We start from the raw sequence: 17,981 nt of genomic DNA on the forward strand, positions 1-17,981 counted from the left end.
CTAAATTACCTCCTACACATGCTGTTCATTTCATTAGTTATTATAGCATATGAAATAGTCATTAAGTTAGTGTTAAAGAAATCTTTGTGAAAAAAATCTCAAAGATTAAAAATATGAGTGTTTTATTTTAATCATTACCATTTTCTGCTAAATGGCGAATCGTTTTTACTTCATGAGGTGTGAGTACACGACCTTCACCTGCATTCAAGCCTTTTAAATCAAGTGGACCAAATTGGATACGCGTTAATTTACTAACTTGGTGACCAAAATGTTCGAACATACGACGTACTTGTCTATTTCTACCTTCACTAATCGTAATTTCAACGAGCGTCGTATTTTTATCTTTGTCTTGGTTTTTCACTTTTACTTGAGCAGGTTGCGTGAAACCATCTTCTAGTTCGATTCCTTTTTCTAAAGCTTTAACTTCTTCTCTCATTAAATATCCTTTAAGCTTAGCAACATATTTCTTTTTAATATGGTATCTAGGGTGCGTCATTAAATTAGTGAATTCACCATCATTCGTTAATAATAATAATCCAGATGTATCGTAATCTAATCGACCTACAGGATAAATACGTGTTTCGATATCTTTAAAGTAATCAGTCACAACTTTACGGCCACGATCATCTGATACACTTGTAATTACTTGTGCAGGTTTATTAAATAAAATATAAATTTTATCTTCTTGCTCTAATTTGATACCTTCAACTTCTACAGTATCTGAATTTGAAACTTTTGTACCCAGTTCAGTGACGACATGTCCGTTAACTTTTACTTTGCCATCAGTAATTAATGTTTCTGCTTTACGACGTGATGTATAACCACTACTTGCAATTCTTTTTTGTAATCTTTCTAATTCTTTACTCATTTGTATCTCCCTTTTGATTTACCAAGTTACTAAAGAATGCGTCCATTTCTTCTTCATCTTCTTGAGTGGTTGGTAAATCTTCTAATTTTTCTATACCAAATACATTTAAAAATAAGTCTGTCGTGATTAATTGTTGACTACGTGAATGATGGACTTCTTTAGCTTCTACCAAGCCTCTTGCAATGAGGGTTTTAACTGCACCATCAGAATTAATGCCTCTAATAAGTTCGATATCACTTCGAGTTAAGGGTTGATTATACGCAATAATAGATAATGTTTCCATTGCAGCCTGTGATAATTTCATTTTAGATTTTTGTTCGATTAATGCCTCGATGTATTGTGAGGCATCTTTTTTTGTTGTAAGAACACATGTCGTTCCGAATCGTTGAATCATAAGACCATTTGATTCATAAGTGTCAATTAACTCTGCTAATTCATCTTCATTTACTTCTAATATTTCGATTAATTGTTTGACTTCGAGACCTTCGTCTCCTGATGTGTAGAGCAATGCTTCTAATATGCCGTGTTTATTCAACGCCGTAGTTCACTCCTCTTAATATATTAATGTCATCAAAGTTTTGATGTTGTTCAATATTAATAATCCCTGATTTGGACATTTCTAAAATAGCTAGAAAGTGTGTCACCACTTGTTCTATAGGTTCTGTAAATGTAAACAGACTAAAGAAATTAAAGGATGCTTTTGTTTTTAATCTGTCCGTAACTTGTGCCGTAGCTTGTTGTATGGTAAATATTTCTTTCTTAATTTCTACGGAATGAGGTTTATTGATTTCTACTCGGTTTTTAACACGTTGATAAGCAACTATTAATTCGGTTAAATCGATCGTGTTCGATGGATCCCACGATTCATCTGTTTCCATATGTGATAAATCAGTTGGATGTTTAGTGTAATAGTGATCACGTTCTACTTTCATTTCATTTAATATTTCAGTGTACTCTTTGTAGTTTTGATATTCTATTAATCTACCGACTAAATCTTCACGTGGATCTTCTTCTAAATCGACATCTTCCTCTGATTGTGGTAACAATAATTTACTTTTAATCATCAGTAATTCTGAAGCCATAACCAAGTATTCACTAGCTACGTTGATTTCTAATTGGTTCATTGCGTGAACATATTGCATATACTGTTCTGTTAATGACTTCATAGGAATATCATAAATGTCTATTTCAAATTTTTGAATTAAATGTAATAACAAATCGAGTGGACCGTTAAATGCATCCAGTTTTACTTCATACATAGTATCTACCTCATGTTGCAACTTATGTGCATATTTCACTAAAATATTATAGCATGAATTTATATAACTTTTAAAATTAAGGTGAAATTCAGATGGAACAAGCATTAATTCAATTTTATTACTACTTTCATACTAGGCAACACTATTTTTTATGTCATGACATACTAGAAGAAGCTTGGAAGGAAAATGAGAACTTTAGTAAACAAGATGCTATCGTGAGTTTGATTTTATGTGCGACAGCTTGCTATCACTTTCGTCGTAGCAATTTTAAAGGAGCTTATAAATCTTTCTCCAAAGCAAAACAAGTGATTAAAAATGCTAATAAACAAGATCAATCGCAATTACATTTGAATATTCAACGATATTTAGAGATACTTGACGAACAAATGACATGCGTAGCACAACAACAACCCTTTGAACCTATTCAATTGCCAATTAATGCTGACATGTTGAATCGAATTCAATGTCATTATTCAGATTATCATTTTGTTTCATCACCTATTTTAAATGATGATATTGTTCATCACCATTTATTAAGAGACCGAAGTGATGTTGTTTTAGCACGCCAAATGGCATTAAAGGATAAACGGTATCAAAGAATTCAATTAGATAATAATAAAAACCAATGATACGATATGCATTAAAGGTATCATTGGTTTTTAACTGTTTATTAAGCTCTAGGGTGGTATTGATTATACATTTTTCTGATTTGTGATTTTGAAACATGTGTATATAATTGTGTTGTTGAAATGTCAGAATGTCCTAGCATTTCTTGAACGGCACGTAAATCGGCACCATTTTCAAGTAAATGTGTTGCAAATGAATGTCTCAATGTATGTGGCGTGAGTGTTTTATTAATATTAGCTTTTAGACCATTTTGTTTCATCATTTTCCATATACCTTGTCTAGATAAAGGTTTGCCATGCATATTTAAGAATAAGACATTGGTCACAGTTTGCTTAAGCAATTGTGGTCTTACGGTTTCGATATAGGTAGTTAAATAATCTATCACTGTATCGCTTAATGGCACAATGCGCTCTTTGTCCCCTTTACCAAATACGCGAACAAATCCCATCATTAAATTGACGTCTTCAACTTCTATTTGTATCACTTCTGATACACGCATACCTGTAGCATATAATAACTCAAGCATTGTACGATCTCGATACCCGTTGTTTTTATTTAAATCCGGTGCATTGAGTAAGTCAATGACTTCGTCGACTTCTAAAACATCTGGGAGTTTCTTTTCATATTTTGGCGTTTCTATCAATACTGTTGGATCTTTAGCAGCGTATTTTTCACGTAACGCAAATTGATGAAAACTACGTATTGTTGAAATAAATCTAGCGATAGATTTAGATGATTGACCTTGATCGATTAAATAACCTAAACATTCTTGAATCGTTTGACGATCTACAAAATCGATATTAGAAATCTTTTGTAAATCTAAGTATTCTTTATATTTATTCAAATCTCGACGATAAGCACCAATTGTATTAACACTTAAACCCTTCTCAATTTGAATGAATTTTAAATATTCTTCTATTATTGTTTCCATTATAAAGCACCTCTTTTGAAGCGGTGGTTTCTTAATATCATATGTGTGTGGCGTACCTACTATGTCCAAATTTTTATAGATTTAATTAGATAAAGCAAAATTATTTTGTCTCTTCACTTTTTTTAGCTTGGCAATTTGAACATACACCATGGAACGTTAATCGATGGTCTAAAATTTTAAAGTTAAATTCTTTTTCAACTCGATTTTCTACTTCTGGTAATAAGTCTTCTTCGATTTCTTCGACTTTACCGCATTCCATACATACTAAATGGTGATGGAAATGTTTAGCCCCTTCTTTTCTTAAATCGAAACGGGCAACACCATCACCAAAATTAATTTTATCTAATACTTTTAATTCTGCTAATAATTCTAAGGTACGATAAACGGTAGCAAGTCCGATCTCTGGTGATTTGTCTTTAACTTTTAAATATACATCCTCTGCACTTAAATGGTCTTTTTCGTTTTCTATTAGAACTCTTACAGTAGCCTCACGTTGTGGAGTTAATTTATATGAAGACTGTTGTAATTGTTGCTTCACGCGATTTAATCGTTCTTCCACGGAAGCCTCACTCCTCTACTAAGAATTATAATCATTTTAATCTAAAGTATGATTCAATATATAAATTACCAGTATTCTCAATGAAACGCAAGGATATTCGTTCATTATTTAGAATGATTATAATTTAATAATAGATGCTGAAGCGCAATAATTGTCTTCGCGTCTTCAATTTCTGCATTTTGAAGTGCTTGTTTGATTTCCTCAATTGAGAATTTATGGACTTCTACAAATTCATCGTCATCAAGATTCATTTGCCCTATTTCTAATTGATCAGCAAAATAAATTGTCAGTTTCTCATTTGAAAAGCCTGGAGAACCATACATATGTGTCACAAATTGTAAGTTTTTCGCAATATATCCAGTTTCTTCTTCTAATTCTCTTTTAGCAGCTTCTTCTCGTTCCTCATTTTTCTCTAATTTCCCAGCAGGAATTTCTAATAATGGTTTTTCAACGGGCTTTCTAAATTGTTTAACTAAAAGGACTTCATTCTCAGGTGTTACGGCACATACTGCCACTGCGCCATTGTGATATATAAGTTCACGTTTAGATGTGCGTCCATCGGGTAGTTCTACATCATGGATTTCTAAATCAACTATTTTTCCATTATAAATTACTGTTCTATCTATCGTTTTTTCGTTAAATTCCATTTATAATCACGTTCCTTTTAAATGTTTTAATAAATTGATAAACTGAATGCGTTAGTTAAAGTGTATCGAAAGGAGAAAATACATGCAAAAAAACATCTTAAAAAGTGGTATAGAAATTTCTGAGTTAGGTTTAGGTTGTATGAGTTTAGGTACTGATTATAAAACTGCACAACCAATCATAGAAAGTGCTATTGAAAATGGTATTACTTATTTTGATACAGCTGATATGTATGATCAAGGTATTAATGAAGAAATCGTTGGTAAAGCATTAAAACAATATCAAAATCGTGATGACATTGTTATAGGTACTAAAGTTGGTAATCGTTTGACTGAAGATGGCAATATTACTTGGGACCCTTCAAAGAAACACATTAAAGAAGGTGTGAAAGGATCATTACAACGTTTAGGGTTAGATTATATTGATTTATATCAATTACATGGTGGTACAATTGATGATCCTTTAGATGAAACAATTAGTGCGTTTGATGAATTAAAACAAGAAGGACTTATTCGTGCATATGGTATTTCATCTATTCGTCCCAACGTGATTGATTATTATTTAAAACATAGTCAAATTGAAACATTAATGTCTCAATTTAACTTAATTGATAATCGACCTGAAAGCTTATTGGATGACGTTCATGAAAAACAAATTAAAGTATTAGCACGTGGTCCAGTATTTAAAGGTTTATTAACGTCTAATAGTAACGAAGCATTAGATAAAAAGTTCGCTGATGGTATATTCGACTATACACAAGATGAATTAGGTGAAACCATTGCTTCTGTTAAAGAAATCGAAAGTAATCTAACTGCCCTTTCATTTAATTATCTCAAATCACATGACGCGTTAGGTTCTATCATCGTAGGTGCAAGTAGCGTAGAACAACTAGAAGAAAATGTTAAAAATTATTATAAAGATGTAAGCTTAGATCAAATTAAAGCCTCTAGAGAACGCGTTAAAGATTTACAATATACGCAACATTTAAAATAATAGATATAGTAAAAGCCATTAAATGACTGATCATTCATTTAGTGGCTTTTTTTAATATTTTATTTTCTTATTCAAATATACATAAGAAAATGTTTAATGATTACTTTTATTATTAAACAAATGAGAGAAGTGTTTTTCTAAAAATCTAGGTGCTAACTGATATAACTTTAACAATTGGTGCATCCATGTTGGGGCATTGATTTCTTGCTTTTCTTTAATAATACCTTCTACGATACGTTGTGCGAGTTGGTTGGATTGAATCATTATCGAACGATACTGGTTAAAATATGATAAGGAAGGATCTGCTTTCTGGTGAAATGGTGTATCAATTGGGCCTGTATTCACTGACATAACGTGTAAATTGGGTTCTTCTAATCGAAGTGCGTTGAGAACTTGATTAAAAGCAGCTTTAGATGCACCATAGTGAGCAGCGTGAGACTGTGTTACAAATGCAGCTTGACTTGATATGCCCACAATATGCGCATGTTTTATTAAATATGGCTTTATCGTATTGTATAGTAAATTGAAACTAATTAAGTTAACATCGTATGTTTCGATCATTTGTTCTGCTGTATGCGATGCAATAGATTTAAAATAACCTAATCCAGAACTATATATCAATCCGTGTATCGGTGTTTTAATTTGAGATGAAATATTGACTATGTCTTGTCTATTTTGCAAATCGCATTCTATGACATCGACTAAAGATGATTGGTTACCGAAATGAATTTGTCGAAATTTCTGCATGTCACGTGCAAGTATGGTTACATGAGTCCCTCTTTTAATCAGTTCATGTACAATATCTAATCCTAAGCCACTTGTACCACCTGTAATAATATAGTGTTGCCCTATCATGGTATTCACTCTCTTTCTTATATAGAGATATCTTATTTTAATATAAAAATGAAGATAAATTGTATACTTAATATTGAATATAACTAATATATGTTACTATGTAGTTATATTCGTAAGATATCATTATTTTATAACTAAAATGAAGGTGATGTGAAGTATATGAAACTTGTATTTTATGGTGCAGGCAATATGGCACAAGCAATCTTTACAGGCATTATTAATTCTAATAATTTAGATCCTAATGATATTTATTTAACAAACAAATCGAATGAAGCGGCACTCAAAGATTTTGCGGAACAATTAGGTGTGAATTATAGCTATGATGATGAAGCATTACTTAAGGATGCTGACTACGTATTCTTAGGTACGAAACCACATGATTTCGAAGCATTAGCTGATAGAATTAAAGATTCAATCACTGATAGTAATCGTTTCATTTCAATTATGGCTGGTTTATCCATTGATTATATAAGAGAGCAATTAAATACCAATAATCCATTAGCTCGCATTATGCCTAATACTAATGCGCAAGTCGGTCATTCTGTAACAGGCATTAGCTTTTCAAATAATTTTGGTCCTAAAGCTAAAGATGAAGTAAATGAATTGATTAATGCGTTTGGTTCAGTTATAGAGGTCTCAGAAGATCACTTACATCAAGTAACGGCGATAACAGGAAGCGGACCTGCATTTTTATATCATGTATTTGAACAATATGTTAAAGCTGGTACACAATTAGGTCTAGAAAAAGATCAAGTTGAAGAATCTATTCGTAATTTAATTATTGGTACAAGTAAAATGATTGAACGCTCTGATTTAAGCATGGAACAATTAAGGAAAAATATTACATCTAAAGGCGGTACAACACAAGCTGGTTTAGATGCCCTATCTCAATATGATTTAGTTGCTGTATTTGAAGATTGTTTAAGTGCTGCAGTTAACCGTAGTGTTGAATTATCCAATACAGATGATTAAATAGTTAAAAAACGCCACTGATTTTGGTCAGTGGCGTTTTTTAAATTTTAAAAGAATCAAAGTCATTAACGAAAGTAAAATCTGGTGTATCTGGTAATGCTTTAAGTTCTTGATATATATTTTCGATTTCTTCTTTAGTATACCGATTACTCATATGCGTGATTAAGCTATGTTTGACATTTGATTGACGAATTAAATCGAACACATCATCGATATGACTATGATGATAACTATTGGCTAGCGTTTTTTCACCTTCTATATAAGTGGCTTCATGAACCATAATATCGGCATCATTTGCTATAATATGTTCATTAGGACATGGCTTTGTGTCACCAAATATAGCAACAACTGGGCCGGACTTCGCTTCTCCTTTGAATTCATCAGACTGATAAATTTTCCCATTAAATTCAAAGGTATCATTTGTTTTTACTTCCTGATATTTAGGTCCAGGTTCAAGTCCAATTGCTTTTAGTGCATCTACATCAATAGTACCTGGTGTTGTTGGTGTCTCTATACGATAACCATAAGATATAATACCATGATTTAACATTTCAGCTTGTACTGTAAAGCCATCATGATGATAATTTAAGGATTCGTCTATCTCTATGTATGTAATTGGATAATTGAGATGTGATTCTGATAAAGTTAATGTGGTTTCAATATATTTTTGAATACCCTTAGGTCCGATGAGTGTGAGAGGTTTGTTTTCTCCACCTTGAAAGGATCTGCTAGTTAGTAATCCTGGAAGTCCAAAAATATGATCACCATGCATATGTGTAATAAATATATGATCGACTTTACCTAATTTAATCGAATGATGAAGAATTTGATGTTGTGTTCCTTCACCTACATCAAAAAGCCATATTGAATTAGAATAAGGTTCAAGATTTAATGCAATTGCTTGTGTGTTTCTCTCTTTAGTTGGTAGTCCAGCGCTAGTACCGAAAAATGTGACTTCCATGCTCACACCTCCTTCTCTTCGATTTATTTTATCATATATAATGACAATTTTTATAATAAGAAATAAAATGTATATATAACATGAATGATTATGAGAAAGAATAAAAACGCATATGAGTCATTCTTGATGTAAATACAATGTTTAGTATTACTATACGTAAGTCGAATAATTTGGTAATTATAGTCATTATCGATTATCATTTAAATAAATCATAGATACGTTATGACTTTTTACAAAGCATATTATATGACCATAAGTTTTCTTTATCATATAATATAACAATCATATATCTTTTTATAGAATTGAGGTTTTAATCTTGAGTACAAAACAAAAACATATACCTTGTTTAATTACAATTTTCGGAGCAACTGGTGATTTAAGTCATCGAAAATTGTTCCCGTCCATTTTCCACCTTTTTCAACAAGATAACTTAGATGAACATATTGCTATTATTGGAATTGGTCGCCGTGATATTAGTAACGATATGTTCCGTGAGCAAGTTAAAGCGTCAATCCAATCACATGTTAATGAAACACATAAAATTGATGAATTCATGGAACATGTGTTTTATCACAAGCATGATGTAAGTGACGAAGAAAGTTATCAATCATTATTAGAGTTTAGTAATCAGTTAGATACTCAATTCGGTTTAAAAGGTAATCGTCTGTTCTATCTTGCTATGGCACCACAATTCTTTGGTGTTATCTCAGATTATTTAAAATCTTCTGGCTTAACTAATACCTCAGGCTTTAAACGCCTAGTTATAGAAAAACCATTTGGCAGTGACTTGAAATCAGCTGAATCATTAAATAATCAAATAAGACGTTCATTTAAAGAAGAAGAAATTTATCGTATCGATCATTATTTAGGAAAAGATATGGTTCAAAATATTGAAGTGCTACGTTTTGCTAATGCCATGTTCGAACCGCTATGGAATAATAAATACATTTCTAATATCCAAGTTACATCCTCTGAAGTTTTAGGTGTGGAAGATCGTGGTGGTTATTATGAATCTAGCGGTGCATTAAAAGATATGGTTCAAAACCATATGTTACAAATGGTTGCTTTATTAGCAATGGAAGCCCCTATTAGCTTAAATAGTGAAGATATTAGAGCTGAAAAGGTTAAAGTATTAAAATCTTTACGTCAATTACGTCCGCAAGATGTGAGAAAGAACTTTGTTCGTGGACAATATGATCGAGGTGTCATTGAAGGACAAGAAGTGAAATCATACCGTGAAGAAGATCGAGTTGCTGAAGATTCAATAACACCTACGTTTGTGTCTGGTAAATTAACAATTGATAATTTTAGATGGGCAGGTGTACCATTCTATATTCGAACTGGTAAACGAATGAAGTCTAAAACGATTCAAGTGGTAGTTGAATTTAAAGAAGTACCTATGAACTTATATTATCAAACAGATAAATTACTAGATTCTAATTTATTAGTCATTAATATTCAACCAAATGAAGGTGTATCACTTCACTTAAATGCTAAGAAAAATATTCAAGGTATTGATACTGAACCAGTACAATTATCATATGCAATGGGAGCACAAGATAAAATGAATACTGTCGACGCATATGAAAATCTATTATTTGATTGTCTTAAAGGTGATGCTACTAACTTTACACATTGGGAAGAATTAAAATCAACTTGGAAATTTGTTGATGCGATTCAAGAACAATGGAATATGGTAGAACCAGACTTCCCTAACTATACATCTGGCACAAACGGTCCGTTAGAAAGCGACTTGTTATTAAGTAGAGATGGTAATCACTGGTGGGACGATATTCAATAATATGTTGTAACTCAATGGATGATTAAATAAATCAAATAGTGAATGATTATATGGTATTTGAAATGATAATGATATTGAAACGCATAGGTGTGTTCAATATCATTACATTTAGTACCTGTAGTCGTTCACTTTTTTTAATTAATTCATTTATTGCTATGCTTTCAGGTGTATATTTAGACAAAATAATGTAGAATAAAAGTTAATGATTGAAAATAATTGGAGTGAATATTTTGGACGTTATCAAGCAAATACAACAGGCAATTGTTTATATCGAAGACCGTCTACTTGAGCCGTTTAATTTGCAAGAATTAAGTGATTACGTTGGTCTCTCTCCCTTTCACCTTGAACAATCATTTAAAATGATTGTAGGTCTTTCACCAGAGGCGTATGCAAGAGCTAGAAAGCTGACACTAGCTGCTATAGACGTCAAACATAGTGCGAGTCGTTTGGTAGACGTTGCTAAGAAGTATAGATATGCAAATTCGAATGATTTTGCAAATGATTTTAGTGACTTTCATGGCGTTTCACCAATACAAGCATCAACTAAAAAAGATGAACTTAAAATGCAAGAACGCATTTATATAAAATTGACAACAACAGAGAGAGCGCCTTATCCCTATCGACTAGAAGAAACGGATGACATCTCTTTAGTTGGTTATGCAAGATATATCGATGCAAAGGATTTGTCAAACCCTTTTAATGTGCCTGACTTTTTAGAAGATTTGCTATTAGATGGTCATTTAAAAGAGTTACGACGTTATAATGATATAAGTCCATTTGAATTATTTGTTATAAGTTGTCCTTTAGATTCTGGGTTAGAAATTTTCGTAGGTGTACCGAGTGAGCGTTATCCAGCTCATTTAGAAAGTAGATTTCTACCTGGCAGACACTATGCTAAGTTTAATTTACAAGGGGAAATTGATTATAGGGTAAATGAGGCTTGGTATTATATCGAAACAAGTTTACAGTTGACGTTACCTTATGAAAGAAATAGTTTATATGTAGAAGTATATCCTTTAGAAATTTCATTTGATGATCCTTTTACAAAAATTCAATTATGGTTACCTGTTGAGCAAGAGCATTATAATAATGAAAATTAGACATAAAAAAATCATGCCTACAAAAATGACATTTAGTCATATTTGTAGGCATGATTTTTTTTGAATTATAACTTTAGTACAAAAGCTTCATAAGGGTCGATTTGTTTTATATTAATTTCTTTCTTATAGTTGTGAAGTAATGTTTCTAAACGATCTACATCAAGATCTATATTTAATTGGCTCACTTTATCAGTTAAATTACCCACGATTAATACCTTCTCATTGTTAAGCGTTCTTGAATAAGCAAAGATATTAGGGTTATCAGCATCCACTAAATCAAATTGACCATAAGTATAAATATCAGCAGATTTTTTTAATTGAATTAGAGATTTGTAAAAATTTAGTACAGAATTCGCATCCTCTTGTTGGTCAGCCACGTTAATCTCTTTATAGTTAGGATTTACTGGGAACCATGGTTGACCATCTGTAAAGCCTGCGTTTTTTTCGTTATTCCATTGCATAGGCGTACGAGCATTGTCTCTGTTTTCCATTTTATATTTATCCAATAATTGATTGACGTCACCACCTTGTTCTTTAAAGATTTGATATTCATTTTTAACTGCCACATCGTTAAATGTTTCAATACTATCAAATGGATAATTTGTCATACCAATTTCTTGTCCTTGATATATAAATGGTGTACCTTGTTGTAAAAAATACACGACTGCGTGACTTGTAGCTGATTCATACCAATAATCTGTGTCATTCCCCCATGTTGACACACGTCTTGGTTGGTCATGATTTTCAATAAATAGTGCGTTCCAGCCTACGCCTTCTAGGCGTTTTTGCCATCGATTTAGTACATTTTTATATGCGCTGACATCAAATTGAGAATCTCCAGTACTCCAAAGTCCTAAATGTTCAAATTGGAAAATCATATTAAATTTACCATTTTTTTCTCCGACCCATTCATCAGCATCGTCAGGTGTCACACCATTAGCTTCACCAACAGTCATAATATCATAGTTAGACAATGATTGATCTTTCATTTCTTGTAACCAATCTTGGATACCGGGTTGATTCATATCGACGTCAAATGCAGGTGCGTATGTTTTACCATTTGGTACAGGTAAATCACCTGCTTCAAACGTTTTCTTAATATGTGTAATTGCATCCACTCTGAACCCATCAATACCCTTATCAAACCACCAATTCATCATATCGAATACAGCTTTTCTAACGTCTTTATTATTCCAATTTAAATCTGGTTGTTTTTTACTAAACAAATGGAAATAATATTGACCTGTTTTGGCATCATATTCCCATGTTGAACCATTAAAAATACTTTCCCAGTTATTAGGTTCCGAGCCATCAGGTTTTGGATCTTCCCAAATATACCAGTCACGTTTAGGATTATCTTTACTTGATCTTGATTCGATAAACCATGGATGTTCATCAGAAGTATGATTTACAACTAAATCTAGTATTAATTTCATTCCACGTTGATGAACACCTTCTAACAATTGATCAAAGTCATTCATTGTACCAAATTCGGCCATAATCGCTTGATAGTCACTTATATCATAGCCATTGTCATCATTTGGAGATTTGTACATTGGACTCAACCAAATTACATCTATACCTAAATCTTTTAAGTAATCTAATTTTTCAATCACACCGGGTAAATCCCCTATACCATCGTTGTTACTATCATTAAAACTTCTCGGATAAACTTGATATGCAACGGCTTCTTTCCACCAATTTTTAGTCATCTTAAGTACACCTCTAATATATATTGTTAATTAATGAAACCGGTTTCTTTATCAATTATTTTATCGATAAAATGAGCGAGGGTCAAAATTTTTGATGTGAAAATAAAATAAAATAACTTAAAAAAACGCCTTACACTTTCGTGTAAGACGTTTTAAATCAAATATGAGTATTACTCTTCAACCCATTGTGTATGGAACACACCTTCACGGTCTTTACGTTCATAAGTATGTGCGCCGAAATAGTCACGTTGAGCTTGAATAAGATTTGCTGGTAAATCTTCAGAACGATAACTATCATAATAGTTCACACTGGCAGAGAATCCTGGTGTTGGTACACCGTTTTTAACGCCTGTTGCTACAACATCTCTTAACGCATCTTGGTAATCTGTAACAATATTTTTGAAATATGGATCTAATAATAAGTTTTCAAGTTCAGGATTATTATCATAAGCATCTTTAATTTTTTGTAAGAATTGTGCACGAATGATACAACCTTCACGCCATATCATTGCAAGCTCACCTAATTTTAAGTTCCATTCGTGGTCTTCGCTTGCTTTTCTCATTTGAGCAAAGCCTTGAGCGTATGAACAAATCTTACTCATATATAATGCTTTTCTGATTTTTTCTAAGAATTCTTCTTTATTACCATCAAATGATGCTTGCGGTCCATTTAATGATTTAGAGGCATTAACACGTTCTGCTTTAATTGATGAAATGAAACGTGCAAATACTGATTCAGTGATAATTGTTAATGGAATTCCTAATTCTAAAGCATTAATAGAAATCCATTTACCTGTACCTTTTTGACCAGCAGTATCTAATATTTTTTCTACTAATGGTTCGTTGTTTTCATCTAGTTTAGTGAAAATATCGCCAGTAATTTCTATTAAGTAACTTTCAAGTTCTCCAGCATTCCAGTCTTTGAAAGTTTGAGAAATTTCAGTATGACTCATACTTAATAAGTCTTTCATCATTGCATAACTTTCTGCAATTAATTGCATATCTGCGTATTCAATACCGTTATGAACCATTTTTACATAATGGCCTGCACCATTTGGTCCAATGTAAGTTACGCAAGATGCACCATCTTGAGCTTTTGCTGCAATGGCATCTAAGATATCACTGACTTTATTATAAGCAGCTTCTTGACCACCAGGCATTAAAGAAGGACCAGTTAAAGCACCTACTTCACCACCTGAAACGCCCATACCGATGAAATTAACGCCACTTTCAGCTAATGCTTTATTTCGACGAATTGTATCTTGATAGTTTGTATTACCACCATCAATTAAAATATCATCATCATCTAATAAAGGTAATAAACCATCTATTGTTGCATCAGTAGCAGGACCAGCTTTAACCATTAATAAAATTTTACGGGGTTTTTCTAATGAATTAACAAATTCTTCTAAAGAATATGTTGGGTGGATACTTTTACCTTTTGATTCTTCCACCATTTCATCCGTTTTTTGTCTAGAACGATTATAAACAGATACACTATAACCACGTGATTCAATATTCCATGCAAGGTTTTTACCCATTACGGCTAAACCTACTACACCTATTTGTTGTGTCATATTACTTACCTCTCTTATTCGAATATTTCATTCATATTGTATCACAAAATGTGTACGTACTTCACTAAATTGGCCACGCTATTCTGCAACGAGCTCAATAATTTTTAAGACTTGACTAGTTAACATATTAAGATCTTTGACGGCAATTCTTTCACTTGTTGTATGGATATTTTCATAACCAACGCCTAAAATAACAGAAGGAATGCCATACGTATTAATGATACTACCATCTGAACCACCACCAGAGATTACTGTATCTCCTTTAAGACCTAGAGCAACTGCACTTTCTTTAGCTATTTTAGTCACTAATGCATCGTCCTCAATCTTAAATCCAGGATAGCTTTTTTCTATATCTACACGCGCTTGACCACCTAAATCTTTAGCGGTTTGTTCAAAGGTTTCTTTCATGTGTTGAACTTGTTTTTCAATACTTTGATCATTATGTGAGCGTGCCTCTGCTTCAATAACTACTTCGTCAGCTACAATGTTTGTTGCTGAGCCACCATGAAATTTCCCTATATTCGCAGTAGTTAATTCATCAATTTGACCTAGATGCATTTTGCTAATTGCTTTAGCAGCTATATTGATTGCACTAATACCTTCATTTGGTGTACTAGCATGTGCAGTTTTCCCATTAATTGTAGTATTAATCTTCATCTGAGTTGGTGCTCCGACAACAGTCGTACCAACCTCAACACTTGCATCAATAGCATATCCAAAGTCAGCATCTAATAAAGAGGTATCCAGAACTTGAGCGCCTAATAGACCTGATTCCTCCCCTACAGTAATCACAAATTGAATTTGTCCATGAGTTAAGTGTTGTTCATTAATAGTAGTAATTGCTTCAATAATAGCTGCTAGACCTGCTTTATCATCAGAACCCAAAATGGTCGAACCATCTGAATATATGTAACCATCTTCTGCCACATGAGGTTTGATATCAAGGCCTGGAACTACAGTATCCATATGACTTGTAAAATATAATTTAGGTACATCTTTATTTGAAATATTACTTGGCATCGTACAAATGAGATTGTTTGCCCCCAGACCATCTGTTTGACTTGCTTGGTCTTCTTCAACTTTTAAACCCAGTGATTCAAATTTTTCTTTTAAAATTGGTTGAATTTTCTCTTCATTACCTGTTTCTGAATTTATTTTTACTAAATCTAAAAATGTATTTAAGAGACGTTCTTTATTCATCGTCGTCATTCCCCCTTATTCATATAACTCCAGTTTAACTGAATTCTGAATATATCAAAAATAAATTGATTGCAATTCGGAATTAAATCATATAATGTTAATCTATACCTAGATTTTGTATTATGAATGACGTCTTAAATACGTTTTTATGTAATTGGAGGAACATCATATGACGAATAAAGTATTACGTGTAATTATAGTAGTGATGTTAGTAGCGGTAGTATTAGCCCTACTACTTACAAGTTTAGTCCCAATGTTGAACTAATCTTTGATATACTTAAAAAGCCAGAGGCATCTCTAATCGATGTCTCTGGCTTTTTTTACTTAAATTTTTTAAGCATAATTTTTAATTTCACTATGCAATTTTAATGATCCAAATTGAGATTTAATATTTAAATACTCTTCTAATTCATTTAATAATTGAATAATATTTGCGCGCGAATTTAAAGCTTGGTGTGAAGTAGGCAACGGTAATTCATCTAAAGATAATCTTATTTCATACAGTGAATGTAATCGTAAAGCAGTATAATCATTACTATTAACATTACTACCTATTTCAGAAAGTAATTGTGAAATACGATCTAATATTGGATCTTTAGTTTGTATATTTTCTATTAAAAATTTCATTCTTTTTAATAAATCTACTTGCTCTTCGCGCATATCAAAATAATGATAATATGAATTTTCATTTCTTACAAAGTGATTCTTAACATCTCTAAATGCTAGTGATTTAGCTTTTCTAAGGTTTAATGCAAGAGGCTCAAAAGTGATATTGAGTTTATGGTTATCCTGTTTACATGCATTTTCAAAAGCTATAAAAACGTCAGTAATTTGATGTTCTATATCATTTTTAAAGTGTTTTAAAGTTTTGTCTAAACTTGGCATAATCAAATTCATTATAAAGGCAATGCCGAGTCCAACAATTAACAACATCATTTCATTAAGAATCAGATGTCCATTGATTGCTTTAGCATTAAAAACGTGGAGTAATATTACACAACTTGTAATTACACCTTCTTGAGCATTTAATACAACTGTTAATGGAATAAATAATAATACAATTAATCCTAGCACGACGGCATGTTGTCCTAGTATTGAAAATATTGCTGATCCTAAAAATAGGATTAACAAACATGATACTAAGCGAGAGACAATCGCCGTTAGTGAATGCATTTTAGTATGTTTGATACAAAGTACAACAAGTATTGCACTTGAAGCATAGTTATCGAGGCCCAAAAGCTTACAAATTATAACACCTAATGTCATTCCTACTGCTGTCTTGAGTGTTCTAAATCCAATCTTATAAGGATTTAACTTGAGCATCTGACTATGACCTCTTATCTTTCTTCACAATATTGATCGAATAGGTTTTGTAATTGATTAATCACATTCATTACATCATGACCTTCAATTTGATGACGTTCAATCATCTCAGTAATCTTACCATCTTTAATCAGTGCGAATGAAGGACTTGATGGTGCATAACCTTCAAAATAATCTCTAGCTTGTTGCGTTGCTTCTTTGTCTTGTCCTGCAAATACAGTTACTAATCGATCTGGTAATTTATCATAATGTAGAGCATGTGCAGCTGCTGGACGTGCAATGCCACCTGCACAACCACAAACAGAGTTAACCATAACAAGTGTTGTACCATCTTGTTTTAATACTTTATCAACGTCTTCAGCTGACGTTAGTTGTTCATAACCAGCATCTTCAATTTCGTTTCTTGCTTGGTCTACGACACCGTTCATATATAAATCAAAGTTTAAATCCATAAGTTAGAATCACCTTTCGTTATTAATTTAACTGTCTTTATTTTACTAATTAAACGTTGATACTTCAACATGAATGATTATTGAAAATAAAATAGACATAAATACTTTCATCAATATAAAAGTATTTATGTCTATGAATAAAAAGT

At 32.2% G+C, this 17,981-nt stretch carries 18 protein-coding genes; 5 read left to right on the top strand and 13 right to left on the bottom strand.

Annotated elements, in window-relative coordinates:
* Positions 1 to 127: 127 nt before the first annotated feature.
* From AC2D8K_RS01000 to AC2D8K_RS01010, 3 genes are read right to left on the bottom strand one after another with little or no spacing between them, the layout of a single operon-like run.
* Entirely contained in the window at positions 128 to 868 is a 741-nt protein-coding gene (locus AC2D8K_RS01000; protein WP_002451120.1) for a pseudouridine synthase, read from the bottom strand.
* Complete coding sequence (gene scpB / locus AC2D8K_RS01005; RefSeq protein WP_002451119.1) at positions 861 to 1,403, bottom strand: SMC-Scp complex subunit ScpB; 543 nt, start codon at positions 1,401 to 1,403, stop codon at positions 861 to 863. The genes AC2D8K_RS01000 and scpB overlap by 8 nt, the downstream gene beginning before the upstream one ends.
* Positions 1,396 to 2,127, bottom strand: a complete 732-nt coding sequence (locus tag AC2D8K_RS01010) for a segregation and condensation protein A (RefSeq protein WP_002451118.1) — start codon at positions 2,125 to 2,127, stop codon at positions 1,396 to 1,398. The genes scpB and AC2D8K_RS01010 overlap by 8 nt, the downstream gene beginning before the upstream one ends.
* Positions 2,128 to 2,219: 92 nt before the next feature.
* On the opposite strand from AC2D8K_RS01010, the gene AC2D8K_RS01015 reads away from it, so the two are divergent.
* The gene (locus tag AC2D8K_RS01015) at positions 2,220 to 2,756 is read left to right on the top strand and encodes a DUF309 domain-containing protein (protein WP_002451117.1); all 537 of its coding nucleotides are present in this window, start codon (positions 2,220 to 2,222) and stop codon (positions 2,754 to 2,756) included.
* A gap of 41 nt (positions 2,757 to 2,797) precedes the next feature.
* On the opposite strand, the gene xerD is transcribed toward AC2D8K_RS01015, so the two are convergent.
* The 3 genes from xerD to AC2D8K_RS01030 all read right to left on the bottom strand — a co-directional run bounded on the left by xerD (position 2,798) and on the right by AC2D8K_RS01030 (position 4,891).
* Complete coding sequence (gene xerD / locus AC2D8K_RS01020) at positions 2,798 to 3,685, bottom strand: site-specific tyrosine recombinase XerD (RefSeq protein ID WP_002451116.1); 888 nt, start codon at positions 3,683 to 3,685, stop codon at positions 2,798 to 2,800.
* Positions 3,686 to 3,785: 100 nt separating this feature from the next.
* Positions 3,786 to 4,244 (bottom strand): ferric iron uptake transcriptional regulator, encoded by a 459-nt coding sequence (gene fur, locus AC2D8K_RS01025; protein ID WP_002451115.1) that lies wholly within the window; start codon positions 4,242 to 4,244, stop codon positions 3,786 to 3,788.
* A 104-nt stretch (positions 4,245 to 4,348) separates the two neighbouring features.
* On the bottom strand, positions 4,349 to 4,891 hold the full coding sequence (locus tag AC2D8K_RS01030) for an NUDIX domain-containing protein (RefSeq protein ID WP_002451114.1): 543 nt from the start codon (positions 4,889 to 4,891) through the stop codon (positions 4,349 to 4,351).
* A gap of 82 nt (positions 4,892 to 4,973) precedes the next feature.
* On the opposite strand from AC2D8K_RS01030, the gene AC2D8K_RS01035 reads away from it, so the two are divergent.
* Positions 4,974 to 5,882: an aldo/keto reductase gene (locus AC2D8K_RS01035; RefSeq protein WP_002451113.1), complete on the top strand. Its 909-nt coding sequence runs from the start codon at positions 4,974 to 4,976 to the stop codon at positions 5,880 to 5,882.
* A gap of 93 nt (positions 5,883 to 5,975) precedes the next feature.
* Here AC2D8K_RS01035 and AC2D8K_RS01040 read toward each other — a convergent pair whose 3' ends face one another.
* Positions 5,976 to 6,737, bottom strand: a complete 762-nt coding sequence (locus tag AC2D8K_RS01040; RefSeq protein WP_002451112.1) for an SDR family NAD(P)-dependent oxidoreductase — start codon at positions 6,735 to 6,737, stop codon at positions 5,976 to 5,978.
* Positions 6,738 to 6,896: 159 nt separating this feature from the next.
* On the opposite strand from AC2D8K_RS01040, the gene proC reads away from it, so the two are divergent.
* Positions 6,897 to 7,709, top strand: coding sequence for a pyrroline-5-carboxylate reductase (gene proC, locus AC2D8K_RS01045; protein ID WP_002451111.1), 813 nt, complete (start codon positions 6,897 to 6,899; stop codon positions 7,707 to 7,709).
* Between the two features lie 40 nt (positions 7,710 to 7,749).
* Here proC and rnz read toward each other — a convergent pair whose 3' ends face one another.
* Positions 7,750 to 8,670 (bottom strand): ribonuclease Z, encoded by a 921-nt coding sequence (gene rnz / locus AC2D8K_RS01050; RefSeq protein WP_002451110.1) that lies wholly within the window; start codon positions 8,668 to 8,670, stop codon positions 7,750 to 7,752.
* 316 nt (positions 8,671 to 8,986) lie between these two features.
* Between rnz and zwf the strand changes: the two genes are divergently transcribed.
* Both zwf and AC2D8K_RS01060 read left to right on the top strand, forming a co-directional pair.
* Positions 8,987 to 10,471, top strand: a complete 1,485-nt coding sequence (zwf, locus tag AC2D8K_RS01055; protein ID WP_002451109.1) for a glucose-6-phosphate dehydrogenase — start codon at positions 8,987 to 8,989, stop codon at positions 10,469 to 10,471.
* Between the two features lie 230 nt (positions 10,472 to 10,701).
* Entirely contained in the window at positions 10,702 to 11,571 is an 870-nt protein-coding gene (locus tag AC2D8K_RS01060) for an AraC family transcriptional regulator (protein WP_002451107.1), read from the top strand.
* A gap of 65 nt (positions 11,572 to 11,636) precedes the next feature.
* Here the strand turns inward: AC2D8K_RS01060 and AC2D8K_RS01065 are convergent, their stop codons facing one another.
* From AC2D8K_RS01065 to brxB, 5 genes are all read right to left on the bottom strand, one after another.
* Positions 11,637 to 13,283 carry a glycoside hydrolase family 13 protein gene (locus AC2D8K_RS01065; protein ID WP_002451925.1) on the bottom strand — a complete coding sequence of 549 codons (1,647 nt, stop codon included), beginning with the start codon at positions 13,281 to 13,283 and terminating at the stop codon, positions 11,637 to 11,639.
* A 170-nt stretch (positions 13,284 to 13,453) separates the two neighbouring features.
* Positions 13,454 to 14,860, bottom strand: a complete 1,407-nt coding sequence (gene gndA, locus AC2D8K_RS01070; RefSeq protein WP_484697840.1) for an NADP-dependent phosphogluconate dehydrogenase — start codon at positions 14,858 to 14,860, stop codon at positions 13,454 to 13,456.
* 78 nt (positions 14,861 to 14,938) lie between these two features.
* Positions 14,939 to 16,060, bottom strand: a complete 1,122-nt coding sequence (locus AC2D8K_RS01075; protein WP_002451923.1) for a M20/M25/M40 family metallo-hydrolase — start codon at positions 16,058 to 16,060, stop codon at positions 14,939 to 14,941.
* 333 nt (positions 16,061 to 16,393) lie between these two features.
* Positions 16,394 to 17,383: an aromatic acid exporter family protein gene (locus AC2D8K_RS01080; RefSeq protein WP_002451922.1), complete on the bottom strand. Its 990-nt coding sequence runs from the start codon at positions 17,381 to 17,383 to the stop codon at positions 16,394 to 16,396.
* A 14-nt stretch (positions 17,384 to 17,397) separates the two neighbouring features.
* A complete protein-coding gene (brxB, locus tag AC2D8K_RS01085; protein WP_002451921.1) occupies positions 17,398 to 17,835 on the bottom strand; it encodes a bacilliredoxin BrxB in 438 nt (145 codons plus the stop codon).
* Positions 17,836 to 17,981: the final 146 nt, after the last annotated feature.

The organism is Staphylococcus sp. 510 (genome assembly GCF_057219715.1).